At 36.8% G+C, this 23,213-nt stretch carries 28 protein-coding genes and 2 rRNA genes; 16 read left to right on the forward strand and 14 right to left on the reverse strand.

The genetic code is table 11. The features are described from left to right. Positions 1 to 50: 50 nt before the first annotated feature. Positions 51 to 1,184: a fructose-1,6-bisphosphate aldolase/phosphatase gene (fbp, locus tag BD31_RS04865; protein ID WP_048097472.1), complete on the reverse strand. Its 1,134-nt coding sequence runs from the start codon at positions 1,182 to 1,184 to the stop codon at positions 51 to 53. Between the two features lie 130 nt (positions 1,185 to 1,314). Here fbp and tuf point away from each other — a divergent pair, with 130 nt between their 5' ends. The 3 genes from tuf to BD31_RS04880 are packed head-to-tail and all read left to right on the forward strand — an operon-like array spanning position 1,315 to position 3,164. Beyond that, entirely contained in the window at positions 1,315 to 2,613 is a 1,299-nt protein-coding gene (gene tuf, locus BD31_RS04870; protein ID WP_008299513.1) for a translation elongation factor EF-1 subunit alpha, read from the forward strand. 9 nt (positions 2,614 to 2,622) lie between these two features. Continuing rightward, positions 2,623 to 2,931, forward strand: a complete 309-nt coding sequence (gene rpsJ, locus BD31_RS04875; protein ID WP_008299200.1) for a 30S ribosomal protein S10 — start codon at positions 2,623 to 2,625, stop codon at positions 2,929 to 2,931. Positions 2,932 to 2,960: 29 nt separating this feature from the next. After that, on the forward strand, positions 2,961 to 3,164 hold the full coding sequence (locus BD31_RS04880; RefSeq protein ID WP_008299413.1) for a TFIIB-type zinc ribbon-containing protein: 204 nt from the start codon (positions 2,961 to 2,963) through the stop codon (positions 3,162 to 3,164). 1 nt (position 3,165) lies between these two features. Here the strand turns inward: BD31_RS04880 and BD31_RS04885 are convergent, their stop codons facing one another. Both BD31_RS04885 and BD31_RS04890 read right to left on the reverse strand, forming a co-directional pair. After that, positions 3,166 to 3,390: a C2H2-type zinc finger protein gene (locus BD31_RS04885; RefSeq protein ID WP_238536071.1), complete on the reverse strand. Its 225-nt coding sequence runs from the start codon at positions 3,388 to 3,390 to the stop codon at positions 3,166 to 3,168. Next, entirely contained in the window at positions 3,365 to 3,775 is a 411-nt protein-coding gene (locus tag BD31_RS04890; RefSeq protein WP_008299470.1) for a hypothetical protein, read from the reverse strand. Before BD31_RS04890 ends, BD31_RS04885 begins: the two co-directional genes overlap by 26 nt. Positions 3,776 to 4,034: 259 nt before the next feature. On the opposite strand from BD31_RS04890, the gene BD31_RS04895 reads away from it, so the two are divergent. Next, the gene (locus tag BD31_RS04895) at positions 4,035 to 4,544 is read left to right on the forward strand and encodes a TIGR00725 family protein (protein ID WP_008299225.1); all 510 of its coding nucleotides are present in this window, start codon (positions 4,035 to 4,037) and stop codon (positions 4,542 to 4,544) included. On the opposite strand, the gene BD31_RS04900 is transcribed toward BD31_RS04895, so the two are convergent. Further along, the gene (locus BD31_RS04900; protein ID WP_048097474.1) at positions 4,534 to 5,673 is read right to left on the reverse strand and encodes a 3-hydroxyacyl-CoA dehydrogenase; all 1,140 of its coding nucleotides are present in this window, start codon (positions 5,671 to 5,673) and stop codon (positions 4,534 to 4,536) included. The two genes, BD31_RS04895 and BD31_RS04900, sit on opposite strands and share 11 nt — an antisense overlap. Positions 5,674 to 5,772: 99 nt before the next feature. Here BD31_RS04900 and BD31_RS04905 point away from each other — a divergent pair, with 99 nt between their 5' ends. From BD31_RS04905 to BD31_RS04915, 4 genes are all read left to right on the forward strand, one after another. Further along, positions 5,773 to 6,243 (forward strand): Dps family protein, encoded by a 471-nt coding sequence (locus BD31_RS04905; protein ID WP_008299516.1) that lies wholly within the window; start codon positions 5,773 to 5,775, stop codon positions 6,241 to 6,243. Positions 6,244 to 6,314: 71 nt separating this feature from the next. Continuing rightward, positions 6,315 to 6,482, forward strand: coding sequence for a hypothetical protein (locus BD31_RS10305; RefSeq protein WP_008299222.1), 168 nt, complete (start codon positions 6,315 to 6,317; stop codon positions 6,480 to 6,482). A gap of 1 nt (position 6,483) precedes the next feature. Further along, the gene (locus tag BD31_RS04910; protein WP_048097455.1) at positions 6,484 to 6,762 is read left to right on the forward strand and encodes a hypothetical protein; all 279 of its coding nucleotides are present in this window, start codon (positions 6,484 to 6,486) and stop codon (positions 6,760 to 6,762) included. 37 nt (positions 6,763 to 6,799) lie between these two features. Beyond that, positions 6,800 to 7,207: an HIT family protein gene (locus BD31_RS04915; RefSeq protein ID WP_048097456.1), complete on the forward strand. Its 408-nt coding sequence runs from the start codon at positions 6,800 to 6,802 to the stop codon at positions 7,205 to 7,207. On the opposite strand, the gene BD31_RS04920 is transcribed toward BD31_RS04915, so the two are convergent. From BD31_RS04920 to BD31_RS04935, 4 genes are read right to left on the reverse strand one after another with little or no spacing between them, the layout of a single operon-like run. Further along, a complete protein-coding gene (locus tag BD31_RS04920; RefSeq protein WP_193353382.1) occupies positions 7,204 to 7,881 on the reverse strand; it encodes a DnaJ domain-containing protein in 678 nt (225 codons plus the stop codon). The genes BD31_RS04915 and BD31_RS04920 overlap by 4 nt on opposite strands. A gap of 60 nt (positions 7,882 to 7,941) precedes the next feature. Continuing rightward, positions 7,942 to 8,304, reverse strand: a complete 363-nt coding sequence (locus BD31_RS04925) for a cupin domain-containing protein (protein WP_008299443.1) — start codon at positions 8,302 to 8,304, stop codon at positions 7,942 to 7,944. A 5-nt stretch (positions 8,305 to 8,309) separates the two neighbouring features. Continuing rightward, a complete protein-coding gene (locus tag BD31_RS04930; RefSeq protein WP_008299331.1) occupies positions 8,310 to 8,765 on the reverse strand; it encodes a cupin domain-containing protein in 456 nt (151 codons plus the stop codon). A gap of 1 nt (position 8,766) precedes the next feature. Next, a complete protein-coding gene (locus BD31_RS04935; RefSeq protein ID WP_008299445.1) occupies positions 8,767 to 9,132 on the reverse strand; it encodes an SHOCT domain-containing protein in 366 nt (121 codons plus the stop codon). 75 nt (positions 9,133 to 9,207) lie between these two features. Here BD31_RS04935 and BD31_RS04940 point away from each other — a divergent pair, with 75 nt between their 5' ends. Further along, the gene (locus BD31_RS04940; protein ID WP_008299245.1) at positions 9,208 to 9,921 is read left to right on the forward strand and encodes a hypothetical protein; all 714 of its coding nucleotides are present in this window, start codon (positions 9,208 to 9,210) and stop codon (positions 9,919 to 9,921) included. A 4-nt stretch (positions 9,922 to 9,925) separates the two neighbouring features. Here BD31_RS04940 and BD31_RS04945 read toward each other — a convergent pair whose 3' ends face one another. Then, complete coding sequence (locus BD31_RS04945; RefSeq protein ID WP_008299290.1) at positions 9,926 to 10,747, reverse strand: tetratricopeptide repeat protein; 822 nt, start codon at positions 10,745 to 10,747, stop codon at positions 9,926 to 9,928. A 270-nt stretch (positions 10,748 to 11,017) separates the two neighbouring features. Between BD31_RS04945 and BD31_RS04950 the strand changes: the two genes are divergently transcribed. Beyond that, positions 11,018 to 11,233 (forward strand): hypothetical protein, encoded by a 216-nt coding sequence (locus BD31_RS04950; RefSeq protein WP_008299518.1) that lies wholly within the window; start codon positions 11,018 to 11,020, stop codon positions 11,231 to 11,233. Positions 11,234 to 11,304: 71 nt separating this feature from the next. Then, positions 11,305 to 11,658, forward strand: a complete 354-nt coding sequence (locus BD31_RS04955; protein ID WP_008299374.1) for a hypothetical protein — start codon at positions 11,305 to 11,307, stop codon at positions 11,656 to 11,658. 3 nt (positions 11,659 to 11,661) lie between these two features. Here BD31_RS04955 and BD31_RS04960 read toward each other — a convergent pair whose 3' ends face one another. Both BD31_RS04960 and BD31_RS04965 read right to left on the reverse strand, forming a co-directional pair. Then, positions 11,662 to 12,387, reverse strand: a complete 726-nt coding sequence (locus tag BD31_RS04960) for a hypothetical protein (RefSeq protein WP_008299506.1) — start codon at positions 12,385 to 12,387, stop codon at positions 11,662 to 11,664. A 66-nt stretch (positions 12,388 to 12,453) separates the two neighbouring features. Continuing rightward, positions 12,454 to 13,755, reverse strand: coding sequence for an aspartate aminotransferase family protein (locus BD31_RS04965; protein ID WP_008299333.1), 1,302 nt, complete (start codon positions 13,753 to 13,755; stop codon positions 12,454 to 12,456). A gap of 375 nt (positions 13,756 to 14,130) precedes the next feature. Here BD31_RS04965 and BD31_RS04970 point away from each other — a divergent pair. Next, positions 14,131 to 15,601: ribosomal RNA gene (locus BD31_RS04970) — 16S ribosomal RNA — on the forward strand. A 149-nt stretch (positions 15,602 to 15,750) separates the two neighbouring features. Then, positions 15,751 to 18,747: ribosomal RNA gene (locus tag BD31_RS04975) — 23S ribosomal RNA — on the forward strand. Together the 16S and 23S rRNA genes form the textbook arrangement of a ribosomal RNA operon. A 130-nt stretch (positions 18,748 to 18,877) precedes the next feature. Here BD31_RS04975 and BD31_RS11235 read toward each other — a convergent pair. Next, positions 18,878 to 18,991 (reverse strand): Sjogren's syndrome/scleroderma autoantigen 1 family protein, encoded by a 114-nt coding sequence (locus BD31_RS11235; protein WP_008299367.1) that lies wholly within the window; start codon positions 18,989 to 18,991, stop codon positions 18,878 to 18,880. Between the two features lie 217 nt (positions 18,992 to 19,208). On the opposite strand from BD31_RS11235, the gene BD31_RS10725 reads away from it, so the two are divergent. Further along, on the forward strand, positions 19,209 to 20,330 hold the full coding sequence (locus BD31_RS10725) for a two-component system sensor histidine kinase NtrB (protein ID WP_158641228.1): 1,122 nt from the start codon (positions 19,209 to 19,211) through the stop codon (positions 20,328 to 20,330). A 175-nt stretch (positions 20,331 to 20,505) separates the two neighbouring features. On the opposite strand, the gene BD31_RS04985 is transcribed toward BD31_RS10725, so the two are convergent. Further along, positions 20,506 to 20,991: an RDD family protein gene (locus BD31_RS04985; RefSeq protein ID WP_008299207.1), complete on the reverse strand. Its 486-nt coding sequence runs from the start codon at positions 20,989 to 20,991 to the stop codon at positions 20,506 to 20,508. Between the two features lie 97 nt (positions 20,992 to 21,088). Here BD31_RS04985 and BD31_RS11025 point away from each other — a divergent pair, with 97 nt between their 5' ends. Together BD31_RS11025 and BD31_RS04990 are read left to right on the forward strand one after the other, a co-directional pair. Beyond that, on the forward strand, positions 21,089 to 21,220 hold the full coding sequence (locus BD31_RS11025) for a hypothetical protein (RefSeq protein WP_008299397.1): 132 nt from the start codon (positions 21,089 to 21,091) through the stop codon (positions 21,218 to 21,220). A 134-nt stretch (positions 21,221 to 21,354) separates the two neighbouring features. Continuing rightward, positions 21,355 to 22,023 carry a class I SAM-dependent methyltransferase gene (locus BD31_RS04990; RefSeq protein ID WP_306459943.1) on the forward strand — a complete coding sequence of 223 codons (669 nt, stop codon included), beginning with the start codon at positions 21,355 to 21,357 and terminating at the stop codon, positions 22,021 to 22,023. Between the two features lie 73 nt (positions 22,024 to 22,096). Here the strand turns inward: BD31_RS04990 and BD31_RS04995 are convergent, their stop codons facing one another. Then, complete coding sequence (locus tag BD31_RS04995) at positions 22,097 to 23,158, reverse strand: hypothetical protein (protein WP_238536073.1); 1,062 nt, start codon at positions 23,156 to 23,158, stop codon at positions 22,097 to 22,099. Positions 23,159 to 23,213 lie beyond the last annotated feature (55 nt).

Raw genomic sequence — 23,213 nt, forward strand, 5'->3', positions numbered from 1 at the left:
TAACATTCATTTTGATTTAACTATTTCCTATGATTTCTAATGTTGAAAGTCTAGTCTGGATCTTCGTAGTTTTCTTTCTTTTCACCAGCATGTGTGTCTTCCATTGGTTTCATCTTTGTTTCAAGAATATCCATTCTTGCTCTATATCCTTCAGCATACTCTAATTCGGATGGGACTAATGTTGCTGGGTGGATGAATCCTTGACTTCTAATTGCCATTGCTTTCTTTGTTGCAATCTCTCTGATGTAATCCCAATCTGGTGTTGAAAATCCGTCAAATGGCCCTGTGAGTTTTCCATTATGCATGCTAAATACCAACGCTTCTACAATTGGAATGCAAAAGTTGATTGTTGCTGCAGAGTTTAGTTTTACAGGCATTAATGGCATGTTATGACTTCCCCTTGTATTCCCTGCAACAAAGTGTGGATTGTTAAACACACTACCAACTTCTTCTGTTGCTGGGAAGTTTTTCTGAGTTCTAACTAAGCATATTGGATCATCTTTTCCAACATATGTTCCTGCAATATTGTGTAGTCTATCTGTTGATGCATCAAGTATAGGTTCGCCATCTTTTGTGTATACTGAATCTACAACATATCTTCCTGGATACATTAATGCTGCTTCAATAGTTGGTTTGTCTTCCCATAGATGGAGCTCTGCAATTTGAGCTTTTTCAACATCCATGATGTGCATTGTTACTCCTGCTGCAAGACTTTTGTTTACAATTAACCCTGTATTGCTTAGTGCATCTACAAACATTCTGTAAATTGGATAGTTAAATGCACCTGGCTCTGTTTTGTCAGCCGCAAAAACTGTGAATGCTTCATTTGGCCTTTCTTCAAATTCCATTTCTGCAACTCCAGGACCCATACCTTTCACGTTACCTGAAAAGGAATCTTTCAATAGATCTTGTCCTGCACCATACAATCCCTCTGCTTTTGCAACTTGAGTTCCTGCCATGAAAGCATCCCATGCTAATTTGTGAATTTGTTCATTGTCTACTCCATGTGTATGAGTCATCACAATGTGGGTGTCGTCTCCACAATACCCTATGTAATAATCAATTAGTAAATCTGCTGAATTTTTGATGGTATTTCTAATTGCTTCAATTAGTCCATCACTTGGTTTTGTATGTCCACCAACTCCCCCAACATCGGCTTTGATAACGGAAACTGTAATTTTCATAAATCCCATTTTTATCCCTTTGATTAATGTGTTTTTAGCAAAGCTCTATGATCTAAAAATAATTGAAAAAATTTTCATTTTTCTTCAAAAATTCATAACAGTAATAAATGCCCTCAGTTAGGCTTTTCATATGGCAGATAAACCACACTTGAACCTGATTGTTACAGGACATATTGATAATGGAAAATCAACTACTATGGGTCATTTTTTGATGGATCTTGGAGTTGTAGATGAAAGAACAATTGCAGCTCACGGAGCAGAATCCGAAAAGACCGGAAAAGGTGATACTTTCAAGTACGCTTGGGTTATGGATAACATTAAAGATGAAAGAGAAAGAGGTATTACAATCGATCTAGCTTTCCAGAAATTCGAGTCAAACAAGTACTTCTTTACTTTGATTGACGCTCCTGGTCACAGGGACTTTATTAAAAACATGATTACTGGTGCTTCTGAAGCCGATGCAGCTATTCTAGTACTTTCTGCAAAAGAAGGTGAAACTGATACTGCAATCGCAGCAGGTGGACAAGCAAGAGAACACGCTTTCTTGTTGAAAACACTTGGTGTAGGCCAACTAATTGTCGCCATCAACAAAATGGACGCAGTTGACTACAAAGAAGATGCTTTCAATGCCGCAAAAGAGAAAGGTGAAAAACTAGTAAGATCTGTAGGTTACAAACTAGAAAACGTACCATTCATTCCAGTTTCTGGATGGAAAGGCGATAACTTGGTTAAAAAATCCGAGAACATGGCTTGGTACAAAGGTAAAACATTGCTTGAAGCATTTGATGACTTTACTGTATCTGAAAAACCAATTGGTAAACCACTACGTGTTCCAATTCAAGATGTATACACCATCACTGGTGTAGGCACTGTACCTGTAGGTAGAGTAGAAACTGGTATCATGAAGACTAATCAAAAAATCATTGTTATGCCTTCGGGTGCTCTCGGTGAAATCAAATCTATTGAAACACACCACACTGAAATGCCAACTGCAGAAGCAGGTGACAACATTGGTTTCAACTTGAGAGGTATTGAAAAGAAAGATATCAAGAGAGGAGATGTACTTGGAACTCCTGATGCACCACCAATGGTTGCAAAAGAATTCAAAGCACAAATCATTGTAATTCATCACCCAACAGCAATTGCTCCTGGTTACACACCAGTTATGCACGCACACACTGCACAAGTTGCAGCAACTGTTACTGAGTTCCTTCAAAAGATCAACCCAGCAACTGGTGCAGTTGAAGAAGAAAATCCAAAATTCCTTAAAGTTGGAGATTCCGCAATTGTCAAAATCAGACCGGTGAGACCAACTTGTATCGAAACTTTCCAAGATTTCCCTGAAATGGGTAGATTTGCTCTTAGAGATATGGGTGCAACTATCGCAGCAGGTATCGTTAAGGAAATTACCGAAGAGTACAAACCATAGGCGGATTTTATGACTCAAACCGCCCGTGTCAAACTCACTTCTACCAGTCTGCCAAAATTAGATGGTGTTTGTGGGGAGATAATGGGAATTGGTAAAAAAACGGGTGTTAAAGTTAAAGGTCCAACTCCACTCCCAGTAAAAAGATTACATGTTGCTACAAGAAAATCCCCTTGTGGTAGTGGTACTGAAACCTATGAAAAATGGGAAATGAAAATGCATAGAAGAATTATCAATATCAACGCCGATGACAAAGCAATTAGACAACTCATGAGACTTAAAATCCCAGATGATGTCTACATTGAATTGTCTTTGACATAATCTGTTATCCTTAAATTATAGAAATCTTGATGATAAACATGGTTGAAGAAAACATTGACGAAGTAGAAGAAACTCCTGTTGAAACTTTTGAAGTAAATTATGCTTGTCTTAGATGTGGCACTGCTGTTTCAAATACTGAATTGTCTCGCTTACCTGAAATCAAATGTATTTGCGGCTTTAGAGTATTTACTAAAGTAAGGCCACCAGTAGTTAAAACCGTAAAAGCAATCTAAACTATCTATCTTTTTTGTAACTGTGCTCTCTTTGCAAATGTGTTCTCATATCTTCCATATTTGAAAAATATTTCTTACATTCTTTACAATCATATTTTAAATCCTTACCATGAACAATTTCCTTGTGGTTCATAATTTCTTCTTCCTTTGAAAATTTTTTCTCACAAATCTCACATTTGATTTTTTTAAAAAATTCCACTTTACCCAAACTCTTCTTTCTTTTCATCCCAGCATTTTCTGCAAAGCTGACCTTCAATTTTCCAATCCCCTTTTGGGTTGTATCTGATCAGCCCTAATTGCGCCTCACACAATGCACAAAAATTCTTCTTTTTTCCATGATCTTCTTCTTTTTTATCAAAACATTCTTTGCACAACAAACCTTCCATGTCCCACTGCCATCTAGGTTCCCATAAATCAGTAATTTTTTGAGTTGTTCCACATATGACGCATGGCTGCCTTACTTTGCCTTCGTAATATTCTTTAGATTTTTCAAAATGACAGTCACCACAAAGCTTCCCCTTTAGATTCCATTCTCTTTTTGGTTTGTGTTTGTGAGTTAATTCTTTATTGCAGATAGTACAATATGTTGGTTTTTTACTAAATAATCCCATTTGATCTTACCTATGTGTCTTATTCTATAAATGTAAACAAAATAAAAATAACAAAAAATGTCTATTGTTCTAAGATTTTTTCAAGAGCTTGGCTTGCATTAAGCATTCCATTTCTCTTGGCAAATTCTTCGATCATTTTGTATTGTTTTTCAGTAAAACATACTGGCATTGAGCGATTTCCCATACAGTATAACTGAATTTTTTACTAATATCTTTTTCTCTTAGAAAGATATTTCAAACCACTTTCTCTATCACGTTTGTGGTTAAGAAACGACAGATCTTAGTTATCGGTCACAACACAAATGGTTGTACCCCAGAACATGAAAAGATTGCATACGATGTCGGAGTTGAGATTGCCAAATCTGGTTCTGTCTTAATTTCAGGTGGATTGGGTGGGGTGATGACTGCTTCTGCTCATGGTGCCAAAGATGCAGGTGGTTTGACTGTCGGTATTATTCCTCAAGATGATGCTTCTGAGGCCAATGAATTCTGTGATGTTGTTATTCCTACTGGAATGGGGTTGACTCGTGATTTTTTGAATGCTCTAAGTGCAGACGGTGTAATTATTGTGGGTGGTGGCTCTGGAACTTTGTCTGAAACATGCGCTGCATATATGAACAAAAAACCAATGGTGGCAATTCGAAATCTAAATGGACCTGTCATGCAGTATATTGATGGATATTTGGATCATAGAAAAAATGTCAAAATTATCGGTGTTGACACTGCTCAAGAAGCTGTAAAGAAAATTTTAGAATTAATTACTGCATAGAAACAAGTAATGGGTCTGGTCTATAAAACTCACCATGCTCTTCAGCAAGTTTGTTTAATTCATCCACAATCTTTTTGATTCCTATTTCTTTTGCTGTTTCAAATAATGGTTTCTTTAATCCTAATCCTAACTGTGCTGCTTTTTCAATTTCTTCAATATCGCTTGCACCATTAGTTACAAGCCATGCTGCATTATTCAGTATGTTTGCAACTAATTGTATTGGATTACATTTTTCTGCTAATTCTTCTGAAAGTGCAACTCTTTCATATTTGGTATCGGAATACTTGTAGTATCCTTCTCCTGATTTTTGTCCTAACTTTTTCTCATTGAACATTTTCTCAACGAGTGGATGTGGGTGGATGACTTTCTTGTCTCGTAAATGCATTTCAACAGTAGCTTTGTGAATTACATCCATGCCTGTAAAATCCGCTAATTCAAAAATTCCCATTGGAAATCCAAGTTTGAATTTTACAGCTGAATCAATCTCTTCCAAAGTTGCTCCTGTCCTATCTTTTACAAAACATGCTTCGTGAACCATCGGTATGAATAATCTGTTTATTATGAATCCTGGAACATCTTTTCTACAAACTACTGCTTGTTTGTTTACTGATTTTACATATTCTAATGTCATCTCTGTTACTTCCTTTGATGTCTTTTCACCTGGAATAACTTCGACTAATTTCATAAGTTGTGGTGGATTGAAGAAATGTATTCCTATGAATTTTTCTGGACGTGATGTTGTATTTGCTATTTCAGTAATTGGCAATGTACTTGTGTTTGATGCAAAAATTACTTCTGGTGCTGCAACTTTGTCTAGCTCTGCGTAAACTTTTTTCTTTAAATCCATAATTTCAGGAACTACCTCAATAACAAGTTCTGCATTTTTTGTTGCCTCGCTCAAATTAACAATAGGTGTAATTCTTGCAAAAATCGTATCGCCTTCTTCTTTTGATATCTTTTCTTTAGAGACTAGTTTATCTAAACTCCATTTTATTTTCTCCATTGCTTTATCTAAAAATCCTTGTTCGATATCTCGTAAAACTACATTATATCCAGCTGTTGCTGAAACTTGGGCAATCCCATGTCCCATTACGCCAGAACCTAAAACTGTGATGTTTTTTATTGCCATCTTTTTTAACAAAACCTTGCATCCTTTATAATGTATTTGACTTTTGATTCATGGTCCCAAACCATAATTGTTTTTATTTTATAATTGACTAGTGTTGATATGGAAACGAACATTGGTATTCCACATGATAACGCAAAAAATATCGTCGATATTTTGAATCGCCTGCTAGCTGATGAATACATTCTGTATACAAAAACTAGAAACTATCATTGGAATGTTACAGGAATCCAATTCAATGATCTTCACAAGTTCTTTGAATCTCAATACGTGGAGCTAGACGCAATAATAGACGAAGTGGCTGAGCGAGGAAGATCGTTGGGTGGAAAGACAAAGGCAACCCTTTCTGAGTTTATTAAAAATAGTAGGCTCAAGGAACAACCAGACACATTTCCAGAAGCCCCAACAATGTTGAGGAATCTTCTACTTGATCATGACTCCGTTATTCAAGCATTGAGACAAGATCTTGAAACTTGTACTAAATTAGGAGATGCAGGAACATCTGATTTTCTTACTGGTCTTATGGAGCAACATGAAAAGATGGCTTGGATGTTCAGATCATTCCTAGAATGACCCTTTCTTTTTTTAAGAATGCGCAAGCAATTTCGTATCATTTTTAATGTATTTCAAATTTTTATTGTTATATGGGCTTGTTTAAACGTAAAAAAGAAAATGATACCCAAACAAAATGTGATGTATGTGGTACTGAATTACACGAACCAGAGCGTTTGAAAAAACATATGAAAAAAGCACATGGAAACGTCCCTGCAAAGAAACTAGATCCAAATTCAGGTGACGGTGGTACTTGGTAAAATGCAACTTGGCTCAAGTCAAAAAACAACTCTAGTTTTTCTATGTGCTTTTGTCACTGCCGGCATTGTACTGTCCACAATGGTTTTCCCCTTTTGGAATCTAATTCGTGAAGACGTGTTTGAAGAAGTGACAATACTGAATAATGATAACGGTGTATGCTATGTTGAAACTAAGGATGATATTCCAAAAATCATTGAAGACTGCCTGCTAAATTCTGGTGATGTTGTAACTATCAAGTACGGTGAAGGTCTTGCCTGGGCTACTGTAGTTTCTCCTTAAGCAATGATTTAATATTTTGAAAATTTGGTAAATGAATATGGACTGTATTTTTTGTAAAATTGTTTCAGGGGAAATTCCTGCTAAAATTCTTAAAGAAACTTCTAATTCTGTTTCTTTTTTAGATGCATTTCCTCTTGCAAAGGGTCATCTGCTTGTAATTCCAAAAAATCACCATCAAAAAATTCAGGACATGTCCATTGAAGAAAACACTGATTTGTTTTCCCTTGTTCACTCTATGATTTCTAAAGTAGATTCGATAACTGGTTCTACCTTAATTGCTGTACATAATGGAGCAGATGCAGGTCAAGAAGTTCCACATGTTCATGTACATCTAGTTCCACGAAGCAAAGATGATTCAGCAGGTGCAATTCATAGCATGTTTAACTCTGCCTTGAAACTGTCTGATTCTGAAATTAATGATCTTTATACTAAATTAAAAGTCTAATATGGGTACATTCTTTCGTTGGTGTCTATGTTTTCTACGATGATTGCTTTTGTTGGACATGTTTCAGCAGCATTCATTATTTTGTTTACTCCTGCTCCTTTTTGATTAATTACTGAGGATTTTGGGTTTGACATACTTTCTTTATTTATCTCAAATACATCTGGTGCAATAATTTCACAACTACAACATCCTATGCAGCGAGTTTTATCTACATCTACAAACAGATTTGGTTGTTTTTTGGGTTCCTCTGCTTTCTCATACTCTCCATTTTTTCCATCAGGACGTACACGTGCATTGTATTCTTCCCAAAACTTTCTTTCATATTCCTTCCAAAAGTCCGGATCTCCTTCTTCAAACTCTTTAGTGAATTTACTCCAATCTTGTTCAGGAATTTTTTGATCTTCTGGAGCTCCCCATTGAGGTTTTTGCTTAAAGTTTGTTTTTGTAGAATTATTTTTTGTATGGTCTTGATATTTCAAATCTTTTTTTTGAACGTAATTTTGTTTTAGATAATTATATGCTTCTGTGATTTTTTTAAATTCTGTATCTTCTATTTTGTCTTTATTTTTATCTGGATGTAGTTCCAGTGCCATCTTTCGATATGCTGCCTTGATTTCCTCTTGGGATGAATCTGCATCTACATTCAAAACTCTCAACGCTTGATATGTATTCACTAAAAGTATCAGTCTGTTATTTCTTAAAAATAATTGCATACTGTTTTGCGTTAAACTGGATTATTCTAGCATGATCTCGGCATCTGCCTTCCATGCAGGCTCTACAATACATAAAAATTTCAGATTTCCTTTTCCTGTATTTTCAATGAATTGCTTTGAGTTTGGAGGAACATAAACAGAATCATTCTTTTCAAGATGATGTATGTCTCCTTCGATCTTTAGCTTTCCACTGCCTTCTAGGATGTAGTAAATTTCCGAAGATCTTATTTTGTGAAGTTTGGACTTTTTTCCTGGCTCTAATGTGAACTGTGCTAAACTGTAATTGATTCCATTTAGCGTATTATGTGGATGAAAATACTGTTTTATCTGTGTCCCTTCATTACCTTGAATTGATTTTATTTCAGAGTCTCGTTGTACTGACATTTCGACTAGATAATTTCTGAAACATTAGTTTTGAAATCTGATTCATACCATGTTGTTTTGTATGGCATATTTTTTTTTGCCAAGATGTTTATTGCAATATGCGCAAATTCTTTTTTCTTATCTACTGAACCATGCGTGTGAAGTGTTTTTGCTGGGATATGAACAATATCCCCTTCATTGAGTTTGATTGTTTCAGTTTTCTTTATTTTGAAATTGGTTTTGCTTGAACCGTATTTTCTAAAGATTTCAAGGCTGCCTTTTCCTTTTGTTGCAATTAGTACTTGATTCCCATCATGTGAGTGTAGTTTTGTTCTAGATCCTTTTTCAAAGTGAACATGATAAATATCTTGATCTTTTGATTTTATTTTTTCTGATAGTACCTTCATCCATGTTTTATTTGTGAACCAACTTGGATTTACATTTCTTTTATCATTGACACCATGAATGTTTGACTTGTTCATTTTAAATCCTTGATAAAATCTTCTTTTTCTTTTCTTGGAATTCTTTTTCTGTTAAAACCCCTGCCTTTCTTAATTTTCCAAGTTTTTCTAATGTGACTAAATCCTCATCTGCTTTTCCTGATATCATTCTTGCAGTAGCCATACCCTCGTTAATTTTTTTAATACCTTTTGCCTGTATTTTCTCTTTTTCTTTAATTGCTTTTTTTGTTAATTCGTCACTAGTTTTTTTTGCTTGACTTGCAGCCATTTCTCCAAATTCTACTGCATCATCCAATGCCTCATCTGCTCTTTTGATTCCTTCTTCAATTGCTTTATCTGCTTTTTTAAGAAATCTGTCAATGTATCCTCCCTTCTTTGTTTTTGCCATGTTACTTGTTTCATTTCAATTCTATTATTTCTTTCCTACCGGAATTGATTTAATAGCAGGAATTGCCTAGTCATAATGATTTTGACTAACAATGATTTCGACGTAAAAACAATTGTGATTAAAAAAAGTCTTGAAGAATCAGATGCGATGGAAATTGTCGAACAAAAGAAAACCGATCCCTTCAAATCTTTACTTTCTAGACCTAAAAAAGAAGACATCCATGTTGATTCTCTAAAATTGATTTATGAGGGTTCTCTGATAGTGTCTGGAAAATATAGTGCTAATTATTTTAGAAAATCTCTTCATACAATAGATGTTGATTCAAATGTTCATGGAGTTGTTTTAGGCGATGGTGTTTTTCCAGTAAGATCAAAATCTGGTCTTGAAAAGGCATTTGTTGGAAAACGTGGCAAAAATAAAATTGATCTTAACTTAGAAGAGCATGTTTTTGTTGAGGGTGAGGATGAGTTGATCTTTGATCATCATGGTCTAGAAGTGGAATTACCTTTCAAAATTGATTCAAAGAATATTGAAAACTATCCTGATAAAACATTGAATGAAAATCAAACTAATGTTAAAAAACCCGAATTTTCATATGAGTCTGCCATTGAAAAACTAAAAATTCATTTGAAAAAACCCCTTGAAGAAAATGTTCGAGATCTAAAGGATGAATTCACATTACATGATATCACTGAGGTCTACATTCCAATTTTTGAAGCAAGATTGTCTGATCTCAAAAAGAAAGTTGAGATTATTAGAATAGATGCAGTAAGAAAAAAAATTCTATAGGTGTTTAAATTTTCAAAAGTTTTCTGAACTGGTCATTATTGCTTAGTTTTTTAAATATTGGTTCTTCTTTTGCCCATGAACGAATTACTTTTGAGTTTTTAGATATCGCCTGTTTAAGTAATTCTAGTGATTCTGAATAGTTTCCTATCTCTGCATAACTTCTTGATTTTGCATAAATTATGTTTACATTGTCTTTATGTTTTGATAAAATCTTGTCAAAGATTTCAATTGCTTTTTCATGTTTGCCTATCTCTGCTAATTCAATTCCTTTGTGAAACAATGCATCCATGTGGCTTGGGTTGTTTTTGTAAACATTATCAAAACAATTCAACGCCTCCTCATGTTTCTTTATTTTACCTAAAATGATTCCTTTGTAAAATAAAGAATTTGGTTTTCTTGGTTCTAATGCTATTGCTTTGTCTAACACTTGAATTGCCTCCTCATGCTCTTGCAATTTATCAAGTAGGACACCTTTGTTAAAATATGATGCAGCGTGTTTTGGATCTGCTTCTATTGCTTTATCGTAACACTCTGCGGCGCCTTGAATGTTTCCCATCTCTGCCATTGCAATTCCCATGTTGTTAAACGCTTGTGCATCTTTTGGGCTGATTTCAAGCAATGAATCAAAACATGTGATGGCATCACTGTATTTTTTTATTTGATTTAATGCTAAACCTTTGTTAAATAATGCTGATGTGTTTTCAGGTTCTTGTTTTAAAATTTTATTAAATAACGAGATGGCTCCTTTTGGTTGATTTTTCTCCATCATCAACATTGCGTTATACATCAAATCCTCCGAATTGTCTTTCGAACCAAACAAACCCATGAACTAAGACAAATAATATTGTTAATGAAAGTTTGGCTTATCCTAATGATTTGAATTTCTTAATGGCCTCTTTTGCCATGTTTTCTTGTTCTTTGGCTGATGTCTTTGTGGGATCATCGGTTGCATATGCTTCCTTTGCTTCTTTCTTTTTTTCCATGATTATCTACAACAGTTTTTCTTTTTTACTTTTTCTGAACAATTCATGAAATAATGACTAATCTCATGTGATTTCTTCTTAAAGTTATTATCTTATTTCCTGAATTCCTAAACATGAAACAAAGCGATATTGATGAGATTCTTAGTCATATCAATGAAAAATTTAACGATGATGTTCCTAGTCTTGTAAAAATCATTGTCAGAAAAAAGATTACTAAACTAGAAAGATTTGAAATTAATTCTTTGCCGTCCTCTCTAAGAGAATGCACTGTTGAAGATTTGATAGAAATTGTAAAAAATGGTCTTGTTTCTGGTAACTTGAAACTATGATTGAAAATATTTGATCAACTAATTTGCATATTCAAGGATATGTTTAATTTGATTTAGTACTGACTTTGATTATGTCTGAAATAAAATATTTGGCTGATAAGGTATTTGTTCACAGATGGCCACATGACACTCCACTATGGGATTCCTTTACGAAAGACAATCTTGATGATCATATTAATAAAAATCCAGAAAAAAAACAGATCATAGTTAAAGACAATACGATAACAATTGAAAATATCGAGTTTTTCTCTCTTAAAAAAATTGGAATTTCAGTGCCTTTTTTTAAAGATGAATGTACTATGATCTTTGAAGGTAGATTCGGTGATCTTTTTGGCCATGCTCATATTACCATTAAATCTGGAAATTACCTTGATATCTTTAATCAGTTAATCCAATGGAGAGAAAATCTTCAAAATAATTCCTAGTTTCTATTTTAACAGATCATCGATTTGTTTTTTTATCTCATCGAAAATTCCTGCAACTCCCTCCATTATGCTATCTGGAATACATTTTCCGTTTTCAATATGGGTTCCATTTCCACATGTTAGAGATTTTGGATTTTGTTCTGCAAGATTTTTTTGGATTTCCGCATTTATCTTATTTCTTACTTCGTCATAAATTGAGATCTGTTTGATTGATTCAAATGGTATTGGCATTTTCCATGCAAATAATTGAAAGTATGCTGTCCCTTTCACTTTGACATTCATCACGCCATCTGCATTAATTATGGAGATGGCAGCTGGTGCCATCCTGTTTTTTTGAATATTTTGAAATGATATGATCTCTTTTGTTTCACCGGGGTTGATCATGGTGTTTATTTCACTATCTCCATATCCTATGGGAACATCATTAATCAAAACATCATAATGCAAATCTGGAATATATACTGGAAGTAATCCGTTATTGCTTAGACCAAATATCAAATTCAGATTAATTCCATGAATCAAGTCAAATGCCGCATTAAACCAATTTCCTGATAATGTGTTTAGTCCTACTCTAAGCAGCGTTTCCCAACTAATTGGTTCCCAGTCTATGCTTTGAAATTCAACCTTGCTAAGATTTACTCCAAGTTGAGTGTAAGAATATGCAAATAATCCTAATATGATGACAACTATTGCAAGAAAAACTATTCCGCCAATTGCAAATCCATTCATATTTTTTTGAAATTCTTTGTCAACTTAAGCATATTGAAAAATATGTTTTATTTAGAGTCTGGCGAATTATGATTCTGATTCCTCTGATGCTAAAATCATTTTTTTAATATCTTCTTTAGAATGGGCATTAGATATAGCTCCAAGTTTTCCAGGCAAAAAGAATATCTTATCTTTGCTAATCATCTGAAAATGATATTTTTGTAATTTTTTGGTGTCACATTGAGCAGCGTCTGCTGAATTTTTAATTTGACCCATCCTGTTTTTTGTAAAATGTGTCATAAACAAAGAACCTTTCCCTGTAACTATCACCTTACCATCAAATGATTTGCTCAATTCCTTTCTTGCATATTCTCCCAATGAATTAATTTTTGAATAAATTGATTTACCATTTTTTAATATTGATAATGTTGCATACCCTGTAGTCATAGATGCTGGGTTTGCAGAAAATGTTCCACCGCCAACATAACTTCGCTCTGATTTTTTCTTTCCAGTAGTGTCTGCAAATTCCATGATCTCTTTTTTTCCACACATTGCTCCAATTGCCATTCCGCCCCCTACAATCTTCCCCAAAGTTACAATGTCTGGATCTAACTTCATAGTGGGATAAAGACAACCATATCTGAATCTAAATCCAGTAACAATTTCATCTAGAATGAATAATGAATTATTTTTCTTGCAAAATTCTTGAATTCCTTTCAAATAATCTGATTCAGCTGGAATGCATCCGCCTCCACCTAACACTGGCTCAATTATTACCCCAGCTAAATCTTTTGAATGTTTTTTCAAAATGGAAAGAGATTTTTCTAAATTGTTGTATGGGATTGAAACAATTTTTTCTTCATTTACAACTCCGCTACTCTCTGATTCTGTAAATGGCCAGTTTACTGATTTTAACAAATCTGAAGTATAACCATGCCATCCCCCGTCAATTTTCGCGATAATTTTTTTACCTGTTACAGAACGTGCTAATCTTACAGAGTACATGGTAGCTTCAGTTCCAGATGTAACATAACGAATCTTTTCAGCTACTGGGACTGCTTTTGAAATTAATTCTGATAATAATATGGTCTGCTCGTTTACTGTTCCATACATCCAGCCTTTCTCAATTTGTTTTCTCAAAGACTCTTTGACCTTTGTTGGTGCATGTCCTAGAATCAGACTCCAGTGACCCATCCAGTAATCTACGTACTTGTTGCCATCTACGTCTACAAGATTTTTTCCTGTGGCTGATTTTACAACAAATGGGTAAGGTGCATAATATCTTATGTTATGAGAAACACCATTTACGTGAAATTTTGAAGACTTGGAAAATAGAATGGATGATTTATGAGTTTTTTTCTTGTAATTTTTTATGTAATCCAAAACCAAATTGACATGACTGTCCCTGTCATTTTAACCCTCAAAAAATGTTCTAAATTTGCCCTTTTTTATGAACAAACTGTGATTGGAGGAAATTTGCTGAAAAAAAACATGAAATTTTTTCAATTTTTTGTCCGATCAGGCACAATTTCACGTATGGTTTATATGGATTCCGTATACTTCACCTTCTGCATACGTAACGCAATAGGCGGCGCCCTTGATGATGTATGGCAATATGCCACTTTGTGATTCATGGGCCTCCAGTTACGCATACAAGAATGAGGATTTGATTGCAAGATCAATATCTGAAATGTGAAGATTATGTGCATCCGTCAATTCCAATTAAAGTACAAATGTACTTCAATAATCAAAATTACAAAACAGAATCCGGTTGATCCTGCCGGACCTGACTGCTATCGGATTGATACTAAGCCATGCGAGTCATTGTAGCAATACAAGGCAGACGGCTCAGTAACGCGTAGTCAACCTACCCTATGGACGGGAATAACCTCGGGAAACTGAGAATAATGCCCGATAGAACATTATGCCTGGAATGGTTTATGTTTCAAATGATTTATCGCCGTAGGATGGGACTGCGGCCTATCAGTTTGTTGGTGAGGTAATGGCCCACCAAGACTATTACAGGTACGGGCTCTGAGAGGAGTAGCCCGGAGATGGGTACTGAGACACGGACCCAGGCCCTATGGGGCGCAGCAGGCGAGAAAACTTTGCAATGTGCGAAAGCACGACAAGGTTAATCCGAGTGGTTTGTGCTAAACGAACCTTTTGTCAGTCCTAGAAACACTAACGAATAAGGGGTGGGCAAGTTCTGGTGTCAGCCGCCGCGGTAAAACCAGCACCTCAAGTGGTCAGGATGATTATTGGGCCTAAAGCATCCGTAGCCGGCTCTGTAAGTTTTCGGTTAAATCTGTACGCTCAACGTACAGGCTGCCGGGAATACTGCAGAGCTAGGGAGTGGGAGAGGTAGACGGTACTCGGTAGGAAGGGGTAAAATCCTTTGATCTATTGATGACCACCTGTGGCGAAGGCGGTCTACCAGAACACGTCCGACGGTGAGGGATGAAAGCTGGGGGAGCAAACCGGATTAGATACCCGGGTAGTCCCAGCTGTAAACTATGCAAACTCAGTGATGCATTGGCTTGTGGCCAATGCAGTGCTGCAGGGAAGCCGTTAAGTTTGCCGCCTGGGAAGTACGTACGCAAGTATGAAACTTAAAGGAATTGGCGGGGGAGCACCACAAGGGGTGAAGCCTGCGGTTCAATTGGAGTCAACGCCAGAAATCTTACCCGGAGAGACAGCAGAATGAAGGTCAAGCTGAAGACTTTACCAGACAAGCTGAGAGGTGGTGCATGGCCGTCGCCAGCTCGTGCCGTGAGATGTCCTGTTAAGTCAGGTAACGAGCGAGATCCCTGCCTCTAGTTGCCACCATTACTCTCAGGAGTAGTGGGGCGAATTAGCGGGACCGCCGCAGTTAATGCGGAGGAAGGAAGGGGCCACGGCAGGTCAGTATGCCCCGAAACTCTGGGGCCACACGCGGGCTGCAATGGTAACGACAATGGGTTTCGAATCCGAAAGGATGAGGTAATCCTCAAACGTTACCACAGTTATGACTGAGGGCTGCAACTCGCCCTCACGAATATGGAATCCCTAGTAACTGCGTGTCATTATCGCGCGGTGAATACGTCCCTGCTCCTTGCACACACCGCCCGTCGTTTCATTGAAGTGAGCTTTTAGCGAGGTGACGTCTGATTGGCGTTATCGAACTTGAGGTTCGTGACAAGGGAAAAGTCGTAACAAGGTGACCGTAGGGGAACCTGCGGTCGGATCACCTCCTTAGACATGGAAAAGTGTACGGGTGTACATAATCTTCACATTGAATCATCGATGCAATGCATCACGAAAGTGGTGTATGAAGGATGTAGTGGGTCTCTAGCCGGAGACTTGCAATGATCGTCGTGCATAGTCGTGTAATATGTGGCTGAATATACTGGTGTAAAGACGGTAATAGGTGGATTGCTAGGCTTGAGAAGAGATGAAGGACGTGGCAAGCTGCGATAAGCTCGGGGTAGGCGCACGCATCCTATGATCCCGAGATGTCCGAATGAGAATCTTACACATTTGTGTATTCCAGTACAATAGTATTGGAAGTCGAACCGTGGGAATTGAAGCATCTTAGTACCACGTGGAAAAGAAATCAATTGAGATTTCCCAAGTAGAGGCGATCGAAAAGGAAAGAGCCCAAACTGAATCCTTCGGGAGATGTGGTGTTTTGGTATGATAATATGGAATCTTGGAACACAGCTGAAATGATCTGAAAAGTTCTGGCAAAGAGGGTGATACCCCCTTAAGCGAAGTGGGAAGAGTCCTATTCATACCCGAGTAGTTGTCCTTGGTAGTGGGCAATGAATATGGGTGAAAGTAGCATCCGAGGCTAAATATTTCTCAAGACCGATAGTGGACTAGTACCGTGAGGGAAAGCTGAAAAGTACCCCGGAAGGGGGGCGAAAAGTGCATGAAACCTATTACTTACAGACGTGCGTGGCGTGGAAGGTGATTTTTTCAGATTAGAGATTCTAGCAATAGAGTTGAAGATTTGATGTTCAAATCATCAGCGTTACGCGTTCCGTCTCGAAACACGGGCCAAGGAGCTAACTGTCATGGCAAGCTTAAACCTGTAAAGGTGGAGGCGAAGGGAAACCGAGCTCTCGCAACTACGCAAGTAGTGAGGAGAGGCGTGTGAAAGTGCGTAGAGTCATGGCGGCTAGGCTAGAAGCCAGTCGATCTATTCCTGAGCTAGACGAAGGCGGGCGAAAGCCCGCTGGAGGTCTTAAGACGTTCTGACGTGCAAATCGTTGTTGTGACTTGGGAATAGGGGTCAAAAACCAATCTAGACTGGCGCTCGCTAGTTCCAACCGAAGCGTCTCGCAGGGCGTGCTTTGTGGAGATAGTGTTTCCGGTAGAGCACTGATAGAGAGGCGCGGGGGAGAAATCCCTCACCTCTCATTCAAACTCCGAACGGATATACATCGTAGAAGCAAGGACACGGGTTCGTGTGGCGTAAGGCTCACGACCGAAAGGGGTTTAACCCAGACTGAAGTTAAGGTCCCCAAATTTTTGCTAAGTGTCAAGCTAAAGAGCGTGTTCTCGCCAAGACAGCAGGGAGGTAAGCTCAGAAGCAGCTATCCTTTAAAAAGTGTGTAACAACTTACCTGCCGAGGGGGGATGCCTCAAAAACGGACGGGGCTAAAGCAAAATACCGATACTTTAGATAATCATCAATGGATGATTCGTGGTAGGTTGGCGTAGTGATTGGGTCGAAGCAGGGCGGTAACGTCCTGTGGACCGATTTCTATTGCAGATCTTGGCGGCAGTAACAGCATAGTATAGTGAGAATCTATACCACCGAAAGCGCAAGGGTTTCCAGGCAATGCGTTATCAGCCTGGAGGTAGTCGATCCTAAGATGTACCTCAACAGAGTACACCGAATGGGAAACTAGTTAATATTCTAGTACCTTGCATCAAGCGTTTGATCTATATGGTTCGCTTCCGGATAGGGGTTGTACAACTATCGTTGTATCCAACTATTCAAGGGATGGGGAGTGTCGTAATGACGAGAACTATCCCGAGGTAGGAATGGCTTCGCGTTAGCGAAGTTTTCTCGAGTCCAGGAGACCATGAAAGACTGTGTAGTTAGTAAGATGCAAGCTCGTACCCAGAACCGACACAGGTGCGCTGGCTTAGTAAGCTAAGGTGCTACGGGTATACCGTATGGCGAGGGAATTCGGCAAATTAGTCCTGTAGCTTAGGTATAAGGGATGCCTGCGATCTTCATGAGGAATGGGGACCGCAGGTTGCAATGACAAGGGGGTTTCGACTGTTTAATAAAAACACAGGCGACTGCTAGTCCGAAAGGATTTGTATAGTCGCTGAATCCTGGCCGGTGCCGGTACCTAAAACTTGGGTTCAACCGAGCTAAGGGCCGGTTAACGCCGGGAGTAACTCTGACTCTCTTAAGGTAGCCAAATGCCTTGTCGGGTAAGTTCCGACGCGCATGAATGGAACAACGAGAGCCCCACTGTCCCCGCCTACAACCCGGTGAAGCCACATAAGGTGGACGAACAGTCCATCAACTTCCATCGGGGAGAGAAGACCCCGTGGAGTTTTACTGCAGCTTGTGCTTGTGGTATAGTAAGAATTGCACAGGGTATCTGGGAGCCATGCTTAGCATTCCCCGGGATGTTAAGAAGCAACGATGTAACACCAGACTCTTTTTGCAGTACCACTTATCCAGTGAAGACCGGAGACACGTGCAGGTGGGCAGTTCGGCTGGGGCGGCACCCCTTTGAAAAGATATCAAAGGGGCCCAAAGTTGAGTTCAAACGGGGCAGAAATCCGTTGAAGAGGGCAAAGCCAAAAACTCGACTGAATGGATTTCCAAACGCACGGAATTCATAGACGAAAGTCTGGCTTAGCGATCCTTCGTGTGCCCACTATTGGGGCCCGGAGGTGACAGAAAAATTACCCCAGGGATAACAGGCTCGTCGCGGGCGAGAGCTCCTATCGACCCCGCGGTTTGGTACCTCGATGTCGGCTTTTCCTATCCTGGTCCTGCAGCAGGGGCCAAGGGTGAGGCTGCTCGCCTATTAAAAGGGAACATGAGCTGGGTTTAGACCGTCGTGAGACAGGTCGGTCTCTGCCTGATGGAAGCGCGAATAACTGAGGGGAAGTTGCTCCGAGTACGAGAGGAACAGAGCAGCGTGGCCACTGGTTTACCGGTTGTCTGATAAGGCAGGCCGGGCAGCTAAGCCATTTAGGCTAAGTGCTGAAAGCATCTAAGCACGAATCCTATCCCGAGACAAGTTATTCTTTCGTAAGATGAAGGTCGGCAGCAGAATACTGCGTTGATAGGAAGGTGGTGTAGATCACAAGCTTCGGCGAGTGGTGAGCCAGCCTTTACTAATAGACCAACACATCAGTTCAGCCACTTACATAGAGACTATGCGCGATGAATCATTTCAATTCATCAAGTGGAACATATACACGACTTGTACGATGATTTTATTTTTAATCACACTAGCGAATGCTATGCATTTTTTTTGTGATTTTATTTTTAGTATTTTTGTAATTGGAATTTTCTCTTACAATTGGGGCAAAATCTTTGCTTGGTCTTCTTAGTTTCAGTCCCTAAAGGGGCTCCACATCTATCACATTTTTCTTTAATCATTACTGTTTTTTCAATTCCTAATCCCTCTTCTCTTTAGTGACCCTTAATGAATGGAGGCTATGCTTGTATTTTTGATGATTTTAATTCATTTTGTGCCTATTTGTTGTTTGGCAGCTCTCTCTTGAATCTAAAATGGTAGATTGATATTTTTTTAGTGTGTAATAGGGACTAACAGACAACCAATTGTATTATATCAAATGAGAATTTTCTTATGAATATGGGTGTCGCATCCTTGAAAAATCTTAATTTAGATATAGATGCTTTAGAAAAAATTTTCTCTGACCATTCTATATCTACTATTACTGATAAGGATGGGACAATTATTTATGCAAACCAAAAATTCTGTGAGATTTCAAAATATTCTGAGGATGAATTACTTGGAGAAAATCACAGACTTTTAAAATCTGATGAACATTCTCCAGATTTTTATGCAAAACTATGGGATACGATATCTGATGGAAAAATCTGGAATGGGGAAATAAAAAATAGGGCAAAGGATGGTTCCTATTACTGGGTTAAAACGACTATAACTCCGCTGTTTGATTTTAATCATAATGTACAAAATTACATTGCCTTGAGAACTGATATAACAAAAGAAAAAGAAATTCAACAAAATCTTGAAAAAATGGAAGCGAAACTACTTTCTCAAAATGAAAATTTGCTTTCTATGGTTGAACAAAAAAGCAATGAACTAGTAAAATCTGCAAGATTAGCTACTATTGGTACTATGGCAAGTAGAGTAGCCCATGATTTGAAAAACCCTCTGACTATCTTGCAAACATATGCAGACATGCTTACTCCTGAAATAATCACAAAACTAAATTCTAAAGATAGAGAAAAATGGTTTAGGATGCAAACTTCTATTTCTGATATGAATAGAATTATTGAAGATGTTTTAGAATTTGCAAGAACTAGTGAAATTAAAAAAACCCCGTCTTCGCTTTTGAGAATTTTAAAATTAGCCCTAAACCATGTGGATTACTCATATGGTATTGTGATCAATCTTCCTGACGATGACGTTTCTATAAACTGTGATCCTAGAAAATTAGAGGGTGTATTCTCTAATTTACTTGATAACGCAGTTCATGCAATAAATGGTCATGGTGAAATTGATGTTTCAATATCTTTTGATTCTGAGTTTACAAAAATTCAGATTAAAGACTCAGGTCCTGGAATCTCTGATGAAAATTTGAAAAAAATTTTTGAGCCTATGTTTACTACAAAAACAACTGGAACTGGTTTGGGATTAGTAATTTGTAAAAGTATTATTGAACAACATGGGGGTAGTATTTCTGTAAGTAACAAACCTACTACATTCACTCTTGCATTGCCCCGATAGATAATTGTGAGTGTTTTCCGATTATTCTTCTAACTCTATATCTTTTTGAAGCTCTTTTGGTAATCCTACCCACCATTCTTTCAGGTTTTCAGACATGCTTTGAAAAGATCTTTAGTTGCTAATAGATCTGTCGCTTAACTCCTTAAAGCAATTGTTAAAGAAAATCTGACCCAATTCAATCCTTTATGAATCTTATATCTTGTGTGTTTTTTGATTCGTCAATTTTAACAATTATAGTGTCTCCCAATTTGTTGAAAATTCTTTGTCGTCTATCATTAGTTAAAATCCATCCTAATATGACATCTATTGGTAATAGAAATGATTTTCCAAAACTGCTGATTATAATACTTTTTAAACTTGGATTTAATCCATCAGTATCTGTTATTTTTAAATTTAGAATTTTTTTACCTATTGTTTGACCCGTTTTGTATTCTAAAATTATCCAGTATAGAAAGAAGATGATGCTCGTAGGGATATAATGGATACTTTCTGCCCAAAAAATATCTTCTTCTATATCATAATATGATATCCCAAATAATGCAAAAATCAGCATTGTTGTTATGCTTGAAATGATAATAAAATCAATTAACCATGCAATAAATCTGTCAGTCCATTTTGCAAGAATTATCTTTGATGGTCTTTCAGCGTCTGAGTTGTCCATACCAATATTGTTTATCTCAAATTAATAAAACATGTTGATCAGTGGTTGACATTGGTTATAACATAGTTGATTTATGTACGTTTGATAATTAAAATTCATGAAAGCAAAATTTGCGACATTTTGTATCTCATGTGGTGATAAAATTCAACCCGGTAAAGAGATAGCAAAAAATAAAGATGAGAATTGGGTGCACAAACATTGCGTAGATGACTCTGAAGGATTACCTTAGAAATTAATAGTCTTGCCTTTCAAACATAATTAGAATTATTTTTGGCGTCGATAAATCCTATTGAATTATTTTTATGGACATTTCGCAGAAACGAAAAAGATGTTGTGAATCTTTACAATTCGTTATCCCCTTTAATGCAATTAGCTACTGGTGGCTCTATGCTTAATTTTGGTTATTGGTCTCCAAATCACATTGATCCTATTTCTGCCCAAAACAATCTTTGTATGGTTTTTGCAAATTTAGCTGAATTATCTTCTGCAAAAAATGCAGTGGATGTAGGTAGTGGATTATCTGCTCCATCAAAACTTTGGAGAGATAACTATTCAAATTTAAATCTGTATGATGTTAATATTAATTTCAATCAATTGACATTCTCTGGACAACAAGAACGTGTAGAGTTTCTTAATTCCAGTTCTACAAAACTTCCTTTTGCTAATAACTCCGTTGATCGTGTTTTGGCTTTAGAATCTGCTCAGCATTTTAAACCTCTTTCTGATTTTCTTTCTGAGTCTAAAAGAATTTTAACAAAATCCGGTTTACTTGTAATGGCAATCCCTGTAACAACAGGAAATTCATCTCTGGATAAATTTGGATTGTTGAAATTTACTTGGTCATCAGAGCATTATAGTATAGATTATGTCAAAAATATGATATCTGCATTTGGTTTTATCATTTCCGATGAAAAATTAATTGGCTCTAATGTGTATGAGCCTCTCGCAGATTATTATTTTGCAAATCGTACCTTTCTAAAAAGATCTATTTTAAAAAATTATTCTTCTTGTGTTGAAAAAAATTCTTTTTAAATCTCTTCTAAAAATGAAAAAAGTATCTAAAGAAAACCTCATTGATTATGCTTTAATAAAATGTCATTTGTAATTATACTCTGATGATATTTCGTGAAATTAAATTTTCAATTGCTCGTAGATATTCTGATTCTGAAATTTTTTCATCTAATAACCAAGCAGTTGTTGTTTTCCACCATTTTGGAATTACTGTTTGATGCAATGCCATGTCATATTTTGTATCAAAAAAATTGGTATCTGTGATATTTGTTTTTTCACCCACTCTTAATACTTCTGTTTCGTGAAATTCATATGAGAATACTAGCCCTGTTTTTTTGTCTATTATTTTTACATTTTGACCTGTTGAATCCCGTGCTAACCATGATTCTCTTACTTGATTATCTAAAATGTATGTAGTTGTTGCTACAATTTTCATACTCTTTGAGATGTTAGTTCCTATTTCAATTGGCATCGGTATTAAAAATTCATAGTTACAACATTCATTTGATTTATTGGTGCCATTTTTACTTAAAATCATCTCTTCATTTATGGCTCCCTCATCGGAAATTTTTTCAATGTTTAGGATGATCTCATCATCATTTATTGATTTGACTGTGTGCTTGATAGTATCTCCATTCCCAAACTTATCAAAGTGTGAATATTTAATGTAATCATCTTCTTGAAAACATAATCTTTCATTTATGCACTTTCTTTCTGATGGTTCTAATTTTATTACTCCTGCTTCTAATAACGTTCTAATTGAAAATGCAAATCCTTTATCTTGATTTTCGTTATTAATCCACAATCTGGATTCTCTTTTGATCCAGTCTGGTATTGTATCCGAATATCCTACATGCCTTTCTTTGATGTATGATGAATCTACTAAAAATTTTTCAATTTCTGCAATTAATACTAAATTCCTTCCAGGATGTGAACTATTCCATGCTATGTGGTTGTATAATATCGTGCATAGTCTTAGATTTGGAAAATTTTGATGTAGATCAGCAAGTGCATACACTCCCAACAATTGATATTCATCATAAAAAAATTCGCAAAACCTCAAAACATCCTCGGATGTTTTTACTTCAAAATCTGGAGAATGTGCTGAAATATTTTGAATGTTAAAGCTTCCAATTATCACTAGTCCAAAAATCATAAAAATCACTTTATTCAATAAGACATCTTCTGAAGTTTTGACTTATTAATTTCAT

This window comes from Candidatus Nitrosopumilus salarius BD31 (genome assembly GCF_000242875.2).
Lineage (GTDB): Archaea > Thermoproteota > Nitrososphaeria > Nitrososphaerales > Nitrosopumilaceae > Nitrosopumilus > Nitrosopumilus salarius.

Excerpts from the sequence above, each read along its gene's own strand:
- fbp (WP_048097472.1), bottom strand. The coding sequence starts at position 1,184 with ATGAAAATTACAGTTTCCGTTATCAAAGCCGATGTTGGGGGAGTTGGT.
- BD31_RS04990 (WP_306459943.1), top strand. The coding sequence starts at position 21,355 with ATGCAATTAGCTACTGGTGGCTCTATGCTTAATTTTGGTTATTGGTCT.
- BD31_RS04950 (WP_008299518.1), top strand. The coding sequence starts at position 11,018 with ATGAAACAAAGCGATATTGATGAGATTCTTAGTCATATCAATGAAAAA.
- tuf (WP_008299513.1), top strand. The coding sequence starts at position 1,315 with ATGGCAGATAAACCACACTTGAACCTGATTGTTACAGGACATATTGAT.
- BD31_RS04945 (WP_008299290.1), bottom strand. The coding sequence starts at position 10,747 with ATGGGTTTGTTTGGTTCGAAAGACAATTCGGAGGATTTGATGTATAAC.
- BD31_RS04925 (WP_008299443.1), bottom strand. The coding sequence starts at position 8,304 with ATGTCAGTACAACGAGACTCTGAAATAAAATCAATTCAAGGTAATGAA.
- BD31_RS11235 (WP_008299367.1), bottom strand. The coding sequence starts at position 18,991 with ATGATTAAAGAAAAATGTGATAGATGTGGAGCCCCTTTAGGGACTGAA.
- BD31_RS11025 (WP_008299397.1), top strand. The coding sequence starts at position 21,089 with ATGAAAGCAAAATTTGCGACATTTTGTATCTCATGTGGTGATAAAATT.
- BD31_RS04960 (WP_008299506.1), bottom strand. The coding sequence starts at position 12,387 with ATGAATGGATTTGCAATTGGCGGAATAGTTTTTCTTGCAATAGTTGTC.
- BD31_RS10305 (WP_008299222.1), top strand. The coding sequence starts at position 6,315 with ATGGGCTTGTTTAAACGTAAAAAAGAAAATGATACCCAAACAAAATGT.
- BD31_RS04930 (WP_008299331.1), bottom strand. The coding sequence starts at position 8,765 with ATGAACAAGTCAAACATTCATGGTGTCAATGATAAAAGAAATGTAAAT.
- BD31_RS04955 (WP_008299374.1), top strand. The coding sequence starts at position 11,305 with ATGTCTGAAATAAAATATTTGGCTGATAAGGTATTTGTTCACAGATGG.
- BD31_RS04985 (WP_008299207.1), bottom strand. The coding sequence starts at position 20,991 with ATGGACAACTCAGACGCTGAAAGACCATCAAAGATAATTCTTGCAAAA.
- BD31_RS10725 (WP_158641228.1), top strand. The coding sequence starts at position 19,209 with ATGGGTGTCGCATCCTTGAAAAATCTTAATTTAGATATAGATGCTTTA.
- rpsJ (WP_008299200.1), top strand. The coding sequence starts at position 2,623 with ATGACTCAAACCGCCCGTGTCAAACTCACTTCTACCAGTCTGCCAAAA.
- BD31_RS04900 (WP_048097474.1), bottom strand. The coding sequence starts at position 5,673 with ATGGCAATAAAAAACATCACAGTTTTAGGTTCTGGCGTAATGGGACAT.
- BD31_RS04935 (WP_008299445.1), bottom strand. The coding sequence starts at position 9,132 with ATGGCAAAAACAAAGAAGGGAGGATACATTGACAGATTTCTTAAAAAA.
- BD31_RS04995 (WP_238536073.1), bottom strand. The coding sequence starts at position 23,158 with ATGATTTTTGGACTAGTGATAATTGGAAGCTTTAACATTCAAAATATT.
- BD31_RS04880 (WP_008299413.1), top strand. The coding sequence starts at position 2,961 with ATGATAAACATGGTTGAAGAAAACATTGACGAAGTAGAAGAAACTCCT.
- BD31_RS04910 (WP_048097455.1), top strand. The coding sequence starts at position 6,484 with ATGCAACTTGGCTCAAGTCAAAAAACAACTCTAGTTTTTCTATGTGCT.
- BD31_RS04905 (WP_008299516.1), top strand. The coding sequence starts at position 5,773 with ATGGAAACGAACATTGGTATTCCACATGATAACGCAAAAAATATCGTC.
- BD31_RS04885 (WP_238536071.1), bottom strand. The coding sequence starts at position 3,390 with ATGAAAAGAAAGAAGAGTTTGGGTAAAGTGGAATTTTTTAAAAAAATC.
- BD31_RS04915 (WP_048097456.1), top strand. The coding sequence starts at position 6,800 with ATGGACTGTATTTTTTGTAAAATTGTTTCAGGGGAAATTCCTGCTAAA.
- BD31_RS04940 (WP_008299245.1), top strand. The coding sequence starts at position 9,208 with ATGATTTTGACTAACAATGATTTCGACGTAAAAACAATTGTGATTAAA.
- BD31_RS04890 (WP_008299470.1), bottom strand. The coding sequence starts at position 3,775 with ATGGGATTATTTAGTAAAAAACCAACATATTGTACTATCTGCAATAAA.